Genomic DNA, 15,670 nt, shown 5'->3' on the forward strand with positions numbered 1-15,670 from the left:
AGTAGATGAATTGAAGCTACTACTGGATAGGCTGTTAAATCAAGGCGAGTTAGTAATTGAATGGCATCGCAAGATCAAAAATAAAGGGAATAACCATCATATTGCAGCTTAAGTGCTTATTAGCTTACCACCCTTATCCATGTATATTCCTATTCCTGTAGGTACGCCGCTAGGAGATGCACCTAATGAATACCTAACACTACCTATTCCATCTGCCGTGCTAGTTAAAGCAATAGAATCCTAATTCAGACTGAAGTCTTTAATTAAAGCGTAGTTACTTGTGTTGCTTGAATCATAATAAACACTAATTCCACTACGTCCCGAACCACCCCACAATTGAAAGGTGTCTTTACCTGTACCACCAGTTAAAACGTCCACTTCTCCATCTCCGGAGCTTTGCGAACTGGTAAAAACTAATTCCACTACGTCCCGAACCACCCCACAATTGAAAGGTGTTTTTACCTGTACCACCAGTTAAAACGTCCACTTCTCCATCTCCGGAGCTTTGCGAACTGGTAAAATCGTTGTAGGCAAACCCCGCACCATTGATCAGATCGTCCCCCCATCCCCCGGCTAAAGTGTCATTTCCGGTATATCCGTGCAATAGGTCGCTACCATTTCCACCGAACAAAAAGTCATTACCATTTTGACCATACAAGCCATCGTTGCCGTTTCCACCATACAAGAAGTCGTTGCCACCACCACTAAATAAGTTATCTTCGCCGTCTCTACCAAAAAAGTATTCATCGCTTTGGCTGCCAAATAACAATTCGCTGGCAGATGTGCCTTCAATGATTTCCATTTTACAAATTAAAAAAGTAACAATAATCACAGAAAAGCCGCTTAACTTAGATAAAAGATGGTCGCTACCCCGAAAATTGCGATCGCTACCCCTAAAATCGCTCGAATGCTCAGTTTTTCACCGCTGAAGGCTGCAATTGGCAATATAAATAAAGGTGCGGTGTTAGTTAAAGTTAAAGCAATTCCCACCTCCGTAAATTTGATTGCTGTTTGTTGCAACCAGATTCCTAAGTAAGTTCCCATAAAAGCAGCAAAGCAAATCCCTACAAAGACTCGTATAGGTGGCTGTTTGTAGGCAAAAGGGTTTTGCTGAATACGCAACCATGGTAATAAACTGACAACTCCTGCACTTATCCGCAGGAGTGCCGCCCAGAGAGGAGAAATACTGGTATCGGCAAGTGCTGCCCGTGCTAAAATCCCGCCCAGTGCTAAAGCAATTGCTGCTATCAAACCAAATATTATTCCTTTTCGCAGATGTACGGGGCGACCTTCTGTAAGTGGTACTCGCTCCGTTACAACCCAAGCAACGCCAACAACAGTTAGTAAAATACCAACCCAAGTAGTAGCTTTTAAACGTTCTTGCAAAAAAATGAGTGCCAAAAATGCTGCGATTGGCGGCGCTAAAGTTTCCATTAGTAAAGTACGACGTGCGCCCAAACAATTTAACGACGCAAAAAATGCTGTATCGCCTAAACCAATTCCTATACCACCACTCAGTAAGAGTAAACAAAAGTTGGTTGTGGTTATGACAGGCAATAACTCGCCACGCACTGATAAGGTTAAACCCAATAAAATAATTGCGATCGCACCCTTAAATAAATTTAAGTGTAAAGGGACAATTTCTTTCCCTAACCTCCCATAAATTACTGAAGATCCAGCCCACAAAATAGCTGCACTTAGGGCGGCAATTTCTCCTGTATGCTTGACTCGCCAAAAACTCAATATTTGCTCTAGTGCGATCGCCATCTAACTAAATACGTAGGTGAAAGGCTCATCCAAAGATAAAGAGTGAGTGTAATTTTGCCAAATCATTTTGGGTACTCTAAGTTTGGCAACAATATTGTTTGTTAGTAAACAAGACAATTCAATAAGGAGTAACAAAATGAGTAAGAAAAACGCCATTCAATTTCTCGCTGATGCAGCCCAAAATAGAACTTTAAGAGAAACTCTAGAGACAGCGACTAACGCTCAAGAATTTTTAAATATTGCTCATCAATTAGGCTACACCTTCACAACAGAGGATTTGAGCAATGCAATTCACGATAGCAGCAAAGGCATCAAAGTTAGGAGAAACACTGGAGTTTGGCCTTGGCTACGTCATGTGCATTGGAGTTAGCCCTAGGTTGTTGTCCATAGGAATTACTCTAAAAAATAATTTTAGGGGATATCTATAGGCGATCGCCTAAAATCAAGGCAGTCATAAATACCTAAATAACGCAGGCTTGGCAAGAAATATCTTGCTCAATTGAATTTCCATGCTACATCACAATACGAGTAGATTTTCTAACTTATTTTATCGTGCTATCTACCATCGCACTAACAAGTATGCCGTTGTGCCTGTATGATTGTGCTTGTCTTTGACCTCAGCATCCTCAAACCGAACACTTAAATTTTCTCCACTGCCTCCCTTCGTACCTAAAATATACTAAGTGTCTAAAAAAGTGTATCTAAAGTAACAACACAGATAAAAAAAATTGTGGTAATCCTAACACTTGAGTTCAATGAAGCGTTGTAGTGAACCCAGGTTAAGGCTATAAAAATTGCTGCTATTTCTGGGTCGTTGAACACAGTTAGTTTAGCGATGAGGATTTGCTTTGGATTTGGGGTTCAACCTGAAAAATAAGTAATTTAACTCTGCCTAACTACCTAAACGATGTCATTGGACATAATTAACGAACAACTAAAAAGTCAGCCATAGCATCTATTTTGTAAAGCCTTGTGAAGGCAGATAAAGGAGAGTTTAATTTAATGACATCCCGCGAACCCCTAATTATAATTGGTGGCATCAATCGCCGTAAGTTTATCAAGTATGGCTCGTTAGTCCTTGGTAGTGGAGCGCTTGCCGCCTGTTCGGGTGGCGGACAGCCTTCAGCCCAAAGCTCTAGTAGTGATTCTAGTCCCGCAGCCTCCGGTGATGGGATCAAAATTGGCGTTATGTATTCTACGACGGGAACGATCGCCATTGTAGAAAAGTCTTTGCAAGATGCGACTTTTTTGGCGATCGATCAAATTAATGAAGGTACAGGTCCCTGGAAAGGCGGCAAAGGCATTAAGGGTAAGCAGTTGCAACGAGTAGCTGTCAACCCCGATTCCAACTGGGACTTATACAACCAAATGTCCAAACGCTTGATTGACGAAGATAAAGTTGCCTGCGTTCTTGGTTGTTATACTTCAGCAAGTCGTAAATCAGTATTACCAGTTTTTGAAGAAAAAAACGCCATCCTTTATTACCCGGTTTACTACGAAGGCAACGAATGCAGTTCTAATGTTTTCTATACGGGCGCAGCGCCTAACCAGCAAATTACCGATTCTATTCCTTACTGTGCCAAAAACTTCGGCAAGAAAGGATTTTTTATTGGCTCAGATTATATTTATCCCAAAGAAAGCAACCGGATCGCCAAAGCAGAATTAGTCAAAGCTGGTGGTGAAGTTGTCGGTGACGAGTACGCAGCTTTGGGAACCACCGAATTTATCACTATTATCAACAAAATCAAGCAAGCCTCCCCCGATTTTGTTCTCAGCAATTTAGTCGGTGACAGTATTCCAGCTTTTTATAGGCAATATAAAGATGCTGGAATCACTGCTGCTCAAACTCCAATTATGGCTTATCCCACAACTGAGGAAGAAATTGTAGCAATGGGACCGGAATATGCGGAAGGTCACTACAGCAGCTTTAACTACTTCCAAAGTGTAGATACGCCAGAAAATAAAGCATTTGTAGAGCAGTTTAAAGCAAAATTTGGTCAAGATCGAGTAACCAATGGAGTTATGGAAGCCGCTTACTTGCAAACTTTCTTTATGGCGCAAGCAATGGAGAAGTTGTTAAATGAGGGCAAAGAAATTACTCCTGACAACTTACGGGAAGCAACTCGCGGTCAAGTTTTCAATGCACCCCAAGGTACAGTCAAGAGCGATCCCGACAACTATCACACCTACTTGTATTCCAGAATTGGTAAGTGGAAAGCTGATGGTCAAGCAGAGATAGTATTTGCCACCCCGGCGGCGGTAAAGCCGATTCCTTGGAGTCAGGCGCTTTACAAAGGTCGCACTTGCGTTCATGGAGTTCCCGACAAGCGCAGCAATTCAATTAAGGAAACTGGCGCAGACTTAAAAACTGAATACTTGAAAATTTAAGTAGTTGCATTAACTTGAAATCTCTAATTTATTTAAGGATTAGAGATTTTTACTAATTTAATAGGGCAATATGTAATGTATCTATCCATAATTGATTTATTAGCACAAGCTTCATCCAGCAAAAGCTTAGATTTAGTAACGTTTACGAACCAACTTCTCAATGGTGTTGGCATTGTCGGTATTTTATTATTAACGGGTTTAGGATTAGCAATTACCTTTGGCGTGATGCGAATAATTAACCTAGCCCATGGTGAATTTATCATGTTAGGCGCATACACTACATTTGTCATGCAATCCACTTTCAAAATGGATTTAGTGCTAACAATTCCTTTTGCGTTTTTATCTACAGCAATTATTGGCGCAATTATCGAACTAACTATAATTAGACGGCTTTACGGTCGTCCTTTAGAGACTTTACTTGCTACTTGGGGATTGAGCATTGTGCTTCAAGGCATAGTCAAACTGATTTTTACGGCGCAGTTAAAATATGTCAAAGCTCCCCGTTATATATCAGGAAACCTAAACGTATTTACAAATCCTGATAGTGGCGCAAGTATTACAATTTCTTACTATCGCTTGTTTATTGTGGCGATTGCACTCGGATTATTGGCGCTGACAGCTTACTTGCTTTACGGTACTTCTCTAGGGAGGCAAATTCGCGCCGTAACTCAAAATCGCGACATGGCAAAATGTTTGGGAGTCAATACAAGTTTCGTCGATATGGTAACGTTTGCCTACGGCTGCGGCTTGGCGGGGGTTGCGGGCGCTGTGCTTTCTTCGCTCAAAAGTGTCGCACCGCCCATGGGACAAGATTATTTAGTCGATGCTTGGATGGTAGTTGTCACGGGCGGCGTAGATAAATTAGTTGGGGTTTTGGCGGGAGCATTTTTGATTGGAGAATCAAACGCTGCGCTCGCATTTTTGCTCAACGATCCGGCGGCGCGGGTAATAGTCTTAGCGGCGGTAATTATCTTGATTCGCTATCGTCCTGAAGGCTTGTTTACCATTCAAAAAAGAGCCTAATGATTAATTTGTAAAAACCTAGAGCAAATAAAAAAATGACTGATGTACTGGGTGGCGTTCAACGAGCTACTATTCCTGTCAAATTATTAACGACGACAGGTATTATTCTGTTACTCTTTATAATTTTGCCATTTGTATTAGGAGAATTTCAAGCAGCTTTAATGGCAAAGCTATTACTATTTGGAATTTTGGGCATATCTCTAGATTTAGTCTGGGGATTTACAGGAATTCTAAGTTTTGCTCACGGCGTTTTCTTTACCCTTGGCGGGTACGCTATGGCATATTATTTAAAACTTAATTTGTCATCGACGGCAAATACTTATGGTGGAGAATTGCCCGATTTTATGGTGTGGAATGGCTTAAAAGAATTGCCTTGGTTCATTGCACCATTGAAGTTTTTCCCTATCGCCGCCATTGCCACAATCGCCGTACCCGCAGCCTTTGCGTATATTATCGGTTGGTTTATTTTTCGCTCCAAAGTTAGTGGAGTTTACATTACCATTATCACTTTAGCGATCGCATCGGCGCTAACTACTTTTTTTGTTAGTCAGCAAGCATTTACTGGCGGGACTAATGGCATTACCGATATTTCTCGCCTCAGTTTTTTTGGTATAGATATTCCCTTACTGGGTTTGTATTACATCATTCTCGGCTTTGCTACTCTTGTCTTGATTGGTAGTTGGTTGCTTACTCAATCTAACTTTGGCTTAATTTTGCGCTCGATCAAAGAAAACGAGCAACGAATTTCTTATTTAGGTTACGATGTTGCCAGCTTCAAGATTTTTGTGTGGACGCTATCGGCGGGGATAGCAGGTTTGGCTGGCGGGTTATTTGTCCCGTTAAATAGGTTTATTTCTCCGGTATATTTAGCTGTAGCTTTTGGTACGCAAATAGTAATTTGGGTAGCAATTGGCGGGAGAGGAACTTTAATTGGACCAATATTTGCTGCTATTTTGCTAGGTCAAGTGCAAAATTACGCTGAAAGAGTAACCCAAGATTGGCAACTAATTGTCGGAATTTTGTTGTTAGTTGTTGTGTTATTTGTGCCGGATGGTTTGATGAGTTTAATTCCGAAAAGATTTAACTTAGTACCGCGAGCAACCAATAAAAATAGTAGTTAAATCGTCAAGGGTTAAGCACTATTTTTGATGGCTTCAAATGTAATAACTGCAACAATAATTAATTTAAACTCATGCTAATCTAAGCAAAAATAATATGAATGCAATTCTAGGTGTTGAAGATTTAAAAGTAGTCTTTTCAGGATTTCAAGCTTTAAAGGGAATTAATTTAGAAGTAGGCGAACGAGAAATTGTGACAATTATTGGTCCTAATGGTGCAGGTAAAAGCACTCTTTTAGACGCAATTGTAGGCAAATCTCCAGTAGCATCTGGTCATGTATACTTTTGCGGTAAAGAAATTACTAATAAAAATCGTTATGAAATTGCCCGGATGGGAATTGGACGCAAGTTTCAAAATCCAAATGTTTACAACGATTTAACCGTATTTGACAATATCTTATTAGCACTTAAAGGAACTCACTCGGTTCTAGCGTCAATCAAATCGAAGCTTACAAGACTAAAAAAAGCAAAGATTGAAGGAGTTTTAGAAAGAATTGGTTTATTAGATAAAGCTTATACCAAAGTTTCATCGCTTTCCCACGGACAGAAACAATGGGTAGAAATTGGTATGGTAATTGCTCAAGAACCAACAGTGGTATTACTAGATGAACCAACGGCGGGTATGACTTCAGATGAAACTCATTCAACGGGTGAAATTATCAAGTCTATAGCTAAAGATCGTTCAGTAATAGTAATCGAGCATGACATGGAATTTGTCAAACAAATTGCTCAAAAACTTGTGGTTTTACATCAAGGCGAAAAACTAATTGAAGGCTCTGTTCAAGAAGTTCAAAATAATGCAAAAGTTATTGAGGTTTATTTAGGTCGTGAACGAATCGATGTCGCTGCTTAAGCTTACGGATGTATCAGCAGGTTATGGACAAACTCCTGTTTTAGTTAACGTCGATATGGTAGTAGAAAAAGGAGATATAGCTTGTATATTAGGTCGTAATGGCATGGGCAAAACTACACTTTTGCGGAGCATTATCGGCTTAAATAAAGTTATTAAAGGAGATATTGTTTTTGATGCGGACGATATAACAAATATTCCCACTTACAAAAGGTCGCGTTACGGGATTGCGTTTATTCCTCAAGGACGTGAAATTATCCCCTATCTATCGGTGTTAGATAATTTGAAATTGGGATTAGCTGCAAGTCGTAAGAAACTAAAGAAAATACCCGATGAAATATTTGAGTTTTTCCCGATGTTGAAGCAGCATCTCAAGCGCCAAGGGGGACTACTAAGCGGCGGACAACAACAGCAACTTGCGATCGCGCGCGGACTCATGTGCGACCCACAAATCATGCTATTAGATGAGCCAACTGAAGGCATCCAGCCCTCAATTGTGCAAGAAATTGATGAAACCCTCAAACGCATCAATCGCGAGAAAGGGGTGACGCTATTAGTCGTAGAGCAAAAAATCGATTTTGCCAAGCAACTAGCGCAAAAATTCTTCATTATGGAAAAAGGCGCGATCGCAGCTAAAGGTTATACCAACGATTTGACGGATTCTCTGGTGCGGCGATATTTGACCGTTTAGCCTATCAATTAAATGCAAAACTGTTAGCGATCGCCCTAAATCTGGCTCGATTGGCATGAACCAGTCTAGCTTTTTAAGGTATTGGGGCTTTTTCACCTAACTGTAGCAAACATTATTTTTGCGTTTGTTGCCCAAATTCCTGTACTCGCTGCCATACTTTTTCGACTAATTCTGAATCATCCGCATCAAACCATTCAATCGCCGGATAAGCTCGAAACCAGGTACGCTGACGTTTGGCAAATTGGCGTGTATGTAAAACTGTTAAATTTCTAGCTTCCGCTAAGCGAATTTTACCTAGCCAATATTGTGTAAATTCTTGGTAGCCTAAAGTATTGAGCAAAGGCAAATCGACACCATATTTTTGACACAAAAAATCTACTTCCGCAACTAACCCTTCCGCGATCATTTGCTCGGTGCGTTGTTCAATCCGTTTTTGTAAATCTTCGGAGTTAGGACAATCCAAGCCAACTTGCAAAATCGGATAATTAGGCGGATTTTCCCCTTGTTGCGCTGAAATTGGGCTACCAGTGACATAAAAAACTTCCAACGCTCGTAAAGTCCTTACAGAATCATTAGCATGAATTTTTTGGGCTGCCACCGAATCGACTTGTTGCAACATAGCGTAGAGTTGGAGTTGACCGAGCTTTTGCAGTTGACTTCGCAATTCACTATTTGGCGCAACTCTCGGAATCTTCAACCCCTGGACTATCGAGCGAATATATAAACCTGTTCCCCCTACCAATAAAGCCGGAGCAACAGTAGAATTTATTAATCCTTGGGCTTGCTGCTGGTAGTCTGCTAAAGTCAAAGTCGCTGTAGGTTCGCAAATGTCGATCAAATAATGCGGTACTTCTTGCTGTTGGGCTAATGTTGGTTTAGCCGTACCGATATCAAACTGGCGGTATACTTGACGCGAATCGGCACTGATAATTATTGCCTTTAACCTTTTTGCCAAAGCTAAAGCCAAGCTAGATTTTCCTGTAGCTGTAGCGCCGCAAATTACTATCAAATTAGAATTAAGATAAATAACTGGGTACATCCCTTAAATGAATTGGTCTTTAGACTGCCCTAACGTCGCCATAGAGGCTTTTATGTTAGAATTGACAAGTGATTTATTATTTTATCAGCCACTAGGCGACTGCAACCTTATTTTGGAGAACCCAATTCATGACGAGTAGCTACGGCGCAGATCAGATTCAAGTTCTGAAAGATCTGGAACCCGTCCGCATGCGACCGGGGATGTACATCGGCACAACCGGACCTAGGGGACTCCATCATTTAGTTTACGAGGTAGTAGACAATTCGATCGATGAAGCTTTGGCGGGACACTGCACCCACATAGAAGTAGAGCTAAGCGCCGATGGTTCTGTAACCGTTACCGATGATGGACGAGGTATTCCCACCGATGTCCATCCTCAAACTGGAAGATCGGCACTAGAAACTGTAATGACAGTTTTACACGCTGGCGGCAAGTTTGGCGGCGGCGGGTACAAAGTTTCGGGAGGTTTGCACGGCGTTGGTATTTCGGTCGTCAATGCCCTATCTGAATTTGTAGAAGTGACAGTATGGCGAGACAAGAAGATTTTTCTGCAAAGATTTGAGCGCGGTATTCCCATCGGCGAACTCCAGTCAAAACCATACAAAGAGCCGCGTACCGGGACTTCTGTCACCTTTAAGCCAGATGCAGAAATTTTTACGGTCGGAACAGAGTTTGACTACATTACTTTATCTGGACGTTTGCGAGAGTTGGCGTATTTGAATGCAGGGGTAAAAATCACCTTCACTGATAGCCGCTTAGAACTGCTCAAAAGCAACGAACCAAAAGTAGAAACCTATGAATATGCAGGCGGTATTAAAGAATATATTGCCTACATGAACCGCGACAAGCAACCTCTGCATGAAGAAATTATCTACGTGCAGGGAGAACGCAACGACGTACAAGTAGAAGTATCTTTGCAGTGGTGTACAGATTCTTATACAGATAATTTGCTCGGTTTTGCTAATAATATTCGCACAGTAGACGGCGGGACGCACCTAGAAGGATTAAAGGCGGTGCTGACGCGAACAATGAATGCGATCGCCCGCAAGCGCAATAAACTCAAAGAAAACGAATCAAACCTCAGTGGCGAACACGTCCGGGAAGGCTTAACGGCGGTTATTTCTGTCAAAGTTCCCAATCCAGAATTTGAAGGACAAACCAAGACAAAGTTAGGCAATACCGAAGTTAGAGGTATTGTTGATTCCTTAGTCGGAGAAGTTCTTACCGAGTATTTAGAATTTCGTCCCCCTGTCGCCGACCAAATTTTAGATAAAGCGATTCAGGCATTTAAAGCCGCCGAAGCCGCCCGTCACGCGCGAGAACTCGTGCGTCGCAAGTCTGTATTAGAATCGTCACCATTGCCTGGAAAACTAGCTGATTGCAGCACCAGAGATCCCAGCGAATCAGAAATATACATCGTCGAAGGAGATTCAGCCGGAGGAAGTGCCAAGCAAGGACGCGATCGCAGATTCCAAGCAATTCTACCTCTGCGCGGTAAAATCCTCAATATTGAAAAAACTGACGATGCCAAAATCTACAAAAATACTGAGATCCAGGCGCTAATTACCGCCCTAGGATTAGGTGTTAAGGGCGAGGAGTTTGATGCTTCTCAACTGCGCTACCACCGCATAGTAATTATGACTGACGCTGACGTAGATGGAGCGCACATTAGAACCCTTATCTTGACGTTCTTCTACCGCTACCAGCGCAGTCTGGTAGAGCAAGGATACATCTACATTGCTTGTCCTCCTCTGTACAAAGTTGAGCGCGGACGCAATCACTACTACTGTTACAGCGAGCGCGAACTTACTAATTTGGTTCAAAATGAGTTTCCTGCTAATGCCAACTACACTATCCAGCGTTTTAAAGGTTTGGGGGAAATGATGCCTACTCAATTGTGGGATACTACCATGAACCCAGAATCGCGCACCCTAAAGCGAGTAGAAATTGAGGATGGCGCTGAAGCCGATCGCATCTTTACAATCTTAATGGGCGATCGCGTAGCTCCAAGGCGCGAATTTATCGAAACCTATGGTCCTCGCCTCAACCTTGCAGAACTTGATATTTAAGCTCTTGGCTTAAGTTCTCTATCCTCTAGCCAGCCCAAAAATTAATCATTTTTGGGCTGGCTTTAGAATTTTTAACAGTAATTCTCATCAATTCGTTTTAATGTAACGATTTAGTGGCTATTAATTTTTCCCGTCTATTCCACAAAAATTAACCTTAAAATTTGGAAATTTACATGAGCAGCAATTTATCAACAAAATTACGTGAAGGAACTAAAAAAGCCCACAGCATGGCGGAAAACATGGGCTTTGTGAAGTGCTTTTTAAAAGGAGTGGTAGAAAAAAATTCCTACCGCAAGCTAATTGGCAACTTCTATTTTATCTACAGCGCCATGGAAGAAGAAATGGAGCGCCACAAAGACCATCCTTTGCTAGGCAAAATCTACTACCAGCAACTAAACCGTCAGCGCAGTTTAGAGCAAGACTTGAGCTTTTATTATGGTGCAGACTGGAAGTCGCAAATCGTGCTTTCTCCGGCTGGAGAAGCTTATGTAGATAGAATTCGGGAAATCGCTAACTCCGCTCCCCAATTGCTGATTGCTCACTCTTACACTCGCTACATTGGCGACTTGTCGGGGGGACAAATTCTTAAAAATATCGCTGTACGGGCGATGAACCTAGCAGAAGGCGAAGGTACGGCTTTTTATGAGTTTAAAGACATTCCCGACGAAAAGCAGTTTAAAGTCGGCTACAGGCAAGCTTTAGACGAGCTACCAATAGATGATGCTCAAGGCGATCGCATTGTCGAAGAAGCAAATGCTGCTTTTGGCATGAATATGAAGCTATTTCAAGAAATGGAAGGTAGCTTAATTAAGTCTATCGGGCAAATGTTGTTTAACACTCTTACCCGTCGTCGCACTCGCGGTAGCACGGAACTTGCTACCGCAGAGTAAGCAATAAGTCGATTTGTGGGGCAGGTTTGGTAGTTTTTTTCAGTGAGAGGCTGGGGAAAATTACCAAATCTGCCCCTTAGTTTTTTAAAGAGAATTAACGCGCGATCGCCTTCGTCCCATTAAAATACTCTAACTACACCTATATTAATTTTCTGATGGCTGCAAAACTTCCTGTTACTGTAATTACTGGCTTTTTGGGTAGCGGTAAAACTACGCTAATTCGTCACCTGCTGCAAAATAACCAAGGGCTACGCATTGCTGTATTAGTCAACGAATTTGGCGAATTAGGTATTGATGGCGACATTCTTAATTCTTGCCAAGTTTGCCCCGATGATGCCAATGAAAAAGCAAATATTGTGGAATTAACTAATGGGTGTCTGTGCTGCACCGTCCAAGAAGAATTTTTGCCGACAATGCTGGAATTGCTCAAGCGGCGCGACAAACTAGATTGGATACTAATTGAAACTTCGGGTTTGGCTCTCCCCAAACCGTTGATTAAAGCCTTTCGCTGGCAGGAAATTCGCAACGCAGCCACGGTTGACGCGGTGATTACAGTAGTTGATTGCGAAGCCGTAGCCAAAGGGACGTTTGCCAGCGATCCGCAAGCCGTAAACAGCCAAAGACTTGCCGATCCCAATCTAGAACACGAAACGCCGTTACAAGAATTGTTTGAAGATCAGTTAGCTTGTGCCGATCTAGTTATTTTAAATAAAACCGATTTAGTTGATGGGGCTACCCAAGAAATGGTAGTAAATTTGGTGCAACAAGAATTACCAATAGGTGTAAAAATTGCCAAGAGCGATCGCGCGAAACTCGATATGGCTACTCTGTTGGGCTTTCAAGCGGCAGTAGAAGACAATTTAGACAACCGCCACAGCCATCACGACACTGAAGAAGATCACGATCACGATGATGAGATTACTTCAACTCATGTAATTTTAAATCGCAGCTTCAACCCCACAACCTTACAAGCACAGTTGCAACAACTCGTCCAAGAGCAAGATATTTATCGAATTAAAGGATTTGTCAGCGTTCCCAACAAGTCTATGCGTCTAGTTTTGCAGGGAGTAGGCACAAGATTTGAGCAATTTTACGATCGCCTTTGGCAGCAAGATGAATTGCCGCAAACACAGCTAGTTTTCATTGGGCGCAAGCTTAACCCAACAGCTATTGAGTCTCAGTTGGCAGGCTTATCCGCGTGAACTACTGGATATAAATGCCCAAATGATTGGCAACTGGACGTTGGCGCATAGGTATGCGTGTATGAATTGGGGCATTTAGCACCCTTGGCTGCCCCTTAGTCGCTGCAACTAAAGTTGCCGAACCGCCACCATCCAAATTTAAAACCGTGTACGCGCCCAAATCCAGAAAAATATCCGTCAACTGAGATAAATTGAGTCCATCACTGTAGAAAGGTTGACGACCATCAACCACAACAATCCACAACTTGTCCCCGGTTTCGTTAATTCCGACGGCAGTACAAGGCAAAAACTTAGCGTCTGCTACATCTATATCCAAGGGTACAGCAGCGCCCCGTTCTACCAGCAATCGATTGCCAGAGATAGCTTGAATCGTACCCTCCGTACACTTTTCTCCACGAATTTGAATTAAATTATTGGGAGCAATGCACATTACAGGCCAAATTCTTTCCCCTGGAGAGTAGATATTGCCATTAGAAATAGCTTGCCCTAATATATTGACGCGATCGCCTTCATGGGGATAATAATTCCAGGGATTGCGTTCGTAAAAAGGTTGAAAAAAGCTGGCATTAATTGCTAGTTGTACTCCAAACTCGCGGGCAAAGTTTGAAGTAGTCCGTGCCTTGATTTCCTTGCTATCCACTCCCGGCGTGCCTGGTGTAACTAAAAACTTCAGGTTTGGGGTAGTCAAATCCACCGTGACAACGTGTAACATAATTTGGCGGGGCATAGAATCAGCTTGGCGCTGGTAAGTAATGCCAGGAAACAATTGTTGCTCCAAGTTCGTACGCGGCGGACGAGTTAAACCTAAAGCGCCGTAAATTAGTATTAGCAGGGCTATGAAGCCTCCTACTGCCATTAATAAAACTCGCCCAGTTTTGTTTTTACGCCTACGAATCATAAGGATAATTTTAAAAATTTACGACTAACTGCTTTTTTGTCAAGCATTAAAGACTACCGTAGCAGCTACTAATTTACTTGTAACACCGAAACTAGCAACAAAACTTAAACACCAAATAGCACAGCACGTTGCAGCCCTTGTTGTAGAGTGAGAACAATTAGCCGTATTCACTTGGCGATTAATAAATCAAAGGGAAAATACTCATGGTAGAACGTGGTTCTAAAGTGCGGGTTCTCAGACCAGAATCTTACTGGTTTCAAGATGTCGGAACAGTAGCTTCAATTGACCAAAGTGGCATTCGCTATCCGGTGATTGTGCGCTTCAACAACTTGAACTATGCAGGTGTAAACACCAATAACTTCGCTACCAGCGAATTATTGGAAGTCGCCAAACCAACCGCAAAAGCGAAAAAAGCCTCTACGGCGGCTACTGGTGGTAAGCAAACCACCGTTGATGAGCGCACCCGCACCACAGGGCAGGGTACGCCTTCAAGTCCAAAGGCTTCTAACCCGGCTGCGAGTCCAGAATCTGGCGATAGCAGTGGTGTAGTAGTCGGTGATGCCAACCAAGGTACGGAATCTCGTTAAATTGTGCCTGAACTGCCTGAAGTTGAAACAGTCCGGCGCGGTTTAGACAAGGTTACTCTAAACCAAGAAATTACGGGTGGGGACGTGTTACTTAGTCGCACGATCGCCTACCCGCTTTCTAAGGATGAATTTTTGACCCGATTGCAAAAAAAGACAATTTCTCACTGGCAACGCCAGGGTAAGTATTTGCTGGCACAGCTAGATGATTCTAGCTACCTGGGGGTTCATCTGCGGATGACGGGACAGTTGCTATGGTTGCATCCCACCGAACCATTACATAAGCATACGCGGGTGAGATTATTTTTTGGAGGCGATCGCGAGTTGCGCTTTGTCGATCAGCGAACTTTTGGACAAATGTGGTGGGTTCCCCCCGAAAAGGCGATTTCATCGGTAATTACAGGACTTGCCAAATTAGGTTTAGACCCTTTCAGTCCAGAGTTTTCGGTAGAATACTTAGCCGCCAAGCTTAAAAACAGCCGTCGTTCGATTAAAGCAGCATTGTTAGAGCAAGCAATTATTGCTGGAATTGGGAATATTTACGCTGATGAAGCCTTATTTATTGCCAAAATACCACCCGCAACTTTGTGTACTTGCTTGCAAATTGAGCAAATTAAAGAACTTAGAGCCGCCATTATTCAAGTGCTAGAAGCAAGTATTGCGGTAGGTGGGACTACTTTTAGTAACTTTTTGAACGTCCAGGGTGTCAACGGCAATTATGGTGGTGTAGCATGGGTTTACAACCGCACAGGAAACCCTTGTCGAATCTGTGGTACGCCGATCGAGCGCATGAGGTTAGCTGGGCGATCTACACACTTCTGTCCTCAGTGTCAGGGAAAAAGCTGAGAAAGAAAGTGGGATTTCCTACTTGACTCTGTGCGTAAACGTTTTAGAATCGCTAAGTAGGCATTAAGTATTAGAGTAAGTTATGGCAGTCAAGAAAGGCGATTCAGTCCGTGCTGTCCGAGAAAAGTTAGAAAATAGCTTAGAAGCGCAAGCTAGTGATATCCGTTTTCCAACCTATCTGTTTGAAACCAAGGGGCAGGTATTGGATGTTAGAGGCGAATACGCTTTGGTAATGTTTGGGCAAGTTCCTACGCCTAACATTTGGCTGCGGGTAGATCAGTTAGAACAATTTAAGTAAGATTGCA

At 42.5% G+C, this 15,670-nt stretch carries 18 protein-coding genes; 13 read left to right on the forward strand and 5 right to left on the reverse strand.

Features of this window, described 5'->3' with window-relative positions; genetic code table 11:
- Positions 1-112: 112 nt before the first annotated feature.
- The gene (locus AC2VE5_RS12805; RefSeq protein ID WP_486888133.1) at positions 113-244 is read left to right on the forward strand and encodes a hypothetical protein; all 132 of its coding nucleotides are present in this window, start codon (positions 113-115) and stop codon (positions 242-244) included.
- On the opposite strand, the gene AC2VE5_RS12810 is transcribed toward AC2VE5_RS12805, so the two are convergent.
- The 3 genes from AC2VE5_RS12810 to AC2VE5_RS12820 are packed head-to-tail and all read right to left on the reverse strand — an operon-like array spanning position 241 to position 1,767.
- Complete coding sequence (locus AC2VE5_RS12810) at positions 241-378, reverse strand: hypothetical protein (RefSeq protein WP_486888134.1); 138 nt, start codon at positions 376-378, stop codon at positions 241-243. The two genes, AC2VE5_RS12805 and AC2VE5_RS12810, sit on opposite strands and share 4 nt — an antisense overlap.
- Complete coding sequence (locus tag AC2VE5_RS12815; protein ID WP_486888135.1) at positions 350-802, reverse strand: calcium-binding protein; 453 nt, start codon at positions 800-802, stop codon at positions 350-352. The genes AC2VE5_RS12810 and AC2VE5_RS12815 overlap by 29 nt, the downstream gene beginning before the upstream one ends.
- Before the next feature lie 41 nt (positions 803-843).
- On the reverse strand, positions 844-1,767 hold the full coding sequence (locus AC2VE5_RS12820) for a DMT family transporter (RefSeq protein WP_486888136.1): 924 nt from the start codon (positions 1,765-1,767) through the stop codon (positions 844-846).
- A 136-nt stretch (positions 1,768-1,903) separates the two neighbouring features.
- On the opposite strand from AC2VE5_RS12820, the gene AC2VE5_RS12825 reads away from it, so the two are divergent.
- The 6 genes from AC2VE5_RS12825 (at position 1,904) to urtE (ending at position 7,837) form a co-directional block, all read left to right on the forward strand.
- Positions 1,904-2,137 carry a Nif11-like leader peptide family natural product precursor gene (locus AC2VE5_RS12825; protein WP_486888137.1) on the forward strand — a complete coding sequence of 78 codons (234 nt, stop codon included), beginning with the start codon at positions 1,904-1,906 and terminating at the stop codon, positions 2,135-2,137.
- A 632-nt stretch (positions 2,138-2,769) separates the two neighbouring features.
- Positions 2,770-4,155, forward strand: coding sequence for an ABC transporter substrate-binding protein (locus AC2VE5_RS12830; protein WP_486888138.1), 1,386 nt, complete (start codon positions 2,770-2,772; stop codon positions 4,153-4,155).
- A 75-nt stretch (positions 4,156-4,230) separates the two neighbouring features.
- Positions 4,231-5,178 carry an urea ABC transporter permease subunit UrtB gene (gene urtB, locus AC2VE5_RS12835; RefSeq protein ID WP_486888139.1) on the forward strand — a complete coding sequence of 316 codons (948 nt, stop codon included), beginning with the start codon at positions 4,231-4,233 and terminating at the stop codon, positions 5,176-5,178.
- Positions 5,179-5,213: 35 nt separating this feature from the next.
- Positions 5,214-6,299 (forward strand): urea ABC transporter permease subunit UrtC, encoded by a 1,086-nt coding sequence (urtC, locus tag AC2VE5_RS12840; protein ID WP_486888140.1) that lies wholly within the window; start codon positions 5,214-5,216, stop codon positions 6,297-6,299.
- A gap of 94 nt (positions 6,300-6,393) precedes the next feature.
- On the forward strand, positions 6,394-7,149 hold the full coding sequence (gene urtD / locus AC2VE5_RS12845; RefSeq protein ID WP_486888141.1) for an urea ABC transporter ATP-binding protein UrtD: 756 nt from the start codon (positions 6,394-6,396) through the stop codon (positions 7,147-7,149).
- Positions 7,136-7,837 (forward strand): urea ABC transporter ATP-binding subunit UrtE, encoded by a 702-nt coding sequence (gene urtE, locus AC2VE5_RS12850; protein WP_486888166.1) that lies wholly within the window; start codon positions 7,136-7,138, stop codon positions 7,835-7,837. The genes urtD and urtE overlap by 14 nt, the downstream gene beginning before the upstream one ends.
- A 112-nt stretch (positions 7,838-7,949) precedes the next feature.
- On the opposite strand, the gene miaA is transcribed toward urtE, so the two are convergent.
- The gene (gene miaA, locus AC2VE5_RS12855) at positions 7,950-8,876 is read right to left on the reverse strand and encodes a tRNA (adenosine(37)-N6)-dimethylallyltransferase MiaA (RefSeq protein WP_486888142.1); all 927 of its coding nucleotides are present in this window, start codon (positions 8,874-8,876) and stop codon (positions 7,950-7,952) included.
- Positions 8,877-9,004: 128 nt separating this feature from the next.
- On the opposite strand from miaA, the gene gyrB reads away from it, so the two are divergent.
- From gyrB to cobW, 3 genes are all read left to right on the forward strand, one after another.
- On the forward strand, positions 9,005-10,945 hold the full coding sequence (gene gyrB, locus AC2VE5_RS12860; protein WP_486888143.1) for a DNA topoisomerase (ATP-hydrolyzing) subunit B: 1,941 nt from the start codon (positions 9,005-9,007) through the stop codon (positions 10,943-10,945).
- 173 nt (positions 10,946-11,118) lie between these two features.
- Entirely contained in the window at positions 11,119-11,835 is a 717-nt protein-coding gene (locus tag AC2VE5_RS12865; protein ID WP_486888144.1) for a biliverdin-producing heme oxygenase, read from the forward strand.
- Between the two features lie 155 nt (positions 11,836-11,990).
- Positions 11,991-13,037: a cobalamin biosynthesis protein CobW gene (gene cobW, locus AC2VE5_RS12870; protein WP_486888145.1), complete on the forward strand. Its 1,047-nt coding sequence runs from the start codon at positions 11,991-11,993 to the stop codon at positions 13,035-13,037.
- A gap of 1 nt (position 13,038) precedes the next feature.
- On the opposite strand, the gene AC2VE5_RS12875 is transcribed toward cobW, so the two are convergent.
- Entirely contained in the window at positions 13,039-13,935 is an 897-nt protein-coding gene (locus AC2VE5_RS12875) for a phosphodiester glycosidase family protein (protein ID WP_486888146.1), read from the reverse strand.
- A 203-nt stretch (positions 13,936-14,138) separates the two neighbouring features.
- Here AC2VE5_RS12875 and AC2VE5_RS12880 point away from each other — a divergent pair, with 203 nt between their 5' ends.
- The 3 genes from AC2VE5_RS12880 (at position 14,139) to ndhO (ending at position 15,663) form a co-directional block, all read left to right on the forward strand.
- Complete coding sequence (locus AC2VE5_RS12880; protein ID WP_486888147.1) at positions 14,139-14,522, forward strand: photosystem I reaction center subunit IV; 384 nt, start codon at positions 14,139-14,141, stop codon at positions 14,520-14,522.
- Positions 14,523-14,525: 3 nt separating this feature from the next.
- Positions 14,526-15,365 carry a DNA-formamidopyrimidine glycosylase gene (locus tag AC2VE5_RS12885; RefSeq protein WP_486888148.1) on the forward strand — a complete coding sequence of 280 codons (840 nt, stop codon included), beginning with the start codon at positions 14,526-14,528 and terminating at the stop codon, positions 15,363-15,365.
- Between the two features lie 82 nt (positions 15,366-15,447).
- A complete protein-coding gene (gene ndhO, locus AC2VE5_RS12890) occupies positions 15,448-15,663 on the forward strand; it encodes an NAD(P)H-quinone oxidoreductase subunit O (RefSeq protein WP_486888149.1) in 216 nt (71 codons plus the stop codon).
- Positions 15,664-15,670: the final 7 nt, after the last annotated feature.

This window comes from Aliterella sp. E5.1, from assembly GCF_057473825.1.

What these genes read in the sequence shown, in the direction of transcription:
- cobW (WP_486888145.1), top strand. Translation starts at nt 11,991, where the DNA reads ATGGCTGCAAAACTTCCTGTTACTGTAATTACTGGCTTTTTGGGTAGC.
- AC2VE5_RS12825 (WP_486888137.1), top strand. Translation starts at nt 1,904, where the DNA reads ATGAGTAAGAAAAACGCCATTCAATTTCTCGCTGATGCAGCCCAAAAT.
- urtC (WP_486888140.1), top strand. Translation starts at nt 5,214, where the DNA reads ATGACTGATGTACTGGGTGGCGTTCAACGAGCTACTATTCCTGTCAAA.
- ndhO (WP_486888149.1), top strand. Translation starts at nt 15,448, where the DNA reads ATGGCAGTCAAGAAAGGCGATTCAGTCCGTGCTGTCCGAGAAAAGTTA.
- urtD (WP_486888141.1), top strand. Translation starts at nt 6,394, where the DNA reads ATGAATGCAATTCTAGGTGTTGAAGATTTAAAAGTAGTCTTTTCAGGA.
- urtB (WP_486888139.1), top strand. Translation starts at nt 4,231, where the DNA reads ATGTATCTATCCATAATTGATTTATTAGCACAAGCTTCATCCAGCAAA.
- AC2VE5_RS12820 (WP_486888136.1), bottom strand. Translation starts at nt 1,767, where the DNA reads ATGGCGATCGCACTAGAGCAAATATTGAGTTTTTGGCGAGTCAAGCAT.
- gyrB (WP_486888143.1), top strand. Translation starts at nt 9,005, where the DNA reads ATGACGAGTAGCTACGGCGCAGATCAGATTCAAGTTCTGAAAGATCTG.
- urtE (WP_486888166.1), top strand. Translation starts at nt 7,136, where the DNA reads ATGTCGCTGCTTAAGCTTACGGATGTATCAGCAGGTTATGGACAAACT.
- AC2VE5_RS12815 (WP_486888135.1), bottom strand. Translation starts at nt 802, where the DNA reads ATGGAAATCATTGAAGGCACATCTGCCAGCGAATTGTTATTTGGCAGC.
- AC2VE5_RS12880 (WP_486888147.1), top strand. Translation starts at nt 14,139, where the DNA reads ATGGTAGAACGTGGTTCTAAAGTGCGGGTTCTCAGACCAGAATCTTAC.
- miaA (WP_486888142.1), bottom strand. Translation starts at nt 8,876, where the DNA reads ATGTACCCAGTTATTTATCTTAATTCTAATTTGATAGTAATTTGCGGC.
- AC2VE5_RS12875 (WP_486888146.1), bottom strand. Translation starts at nt 13,935, where the DNA reads ATGATTCGTAGGCGTAAAAACAAAACTGGGCGAGTTTTATTAATGGCA.
- AC2VE5_RS12830 (WP_486888138.1), top strand. Translation starts at nt 2,770, where the DNA reads ATGACATCCCGCGAACCCCTAATTATAATTGGTGGCATCAATCGCCGT.
- AC2VE5_RS12865 (WP_486888144.1), top strand. Translation starts at nt 11,119, where the DNA reads ATGAGCAGCAATTTATCAACAAAATTACGTGAAGGAACTAAAAAAGCC.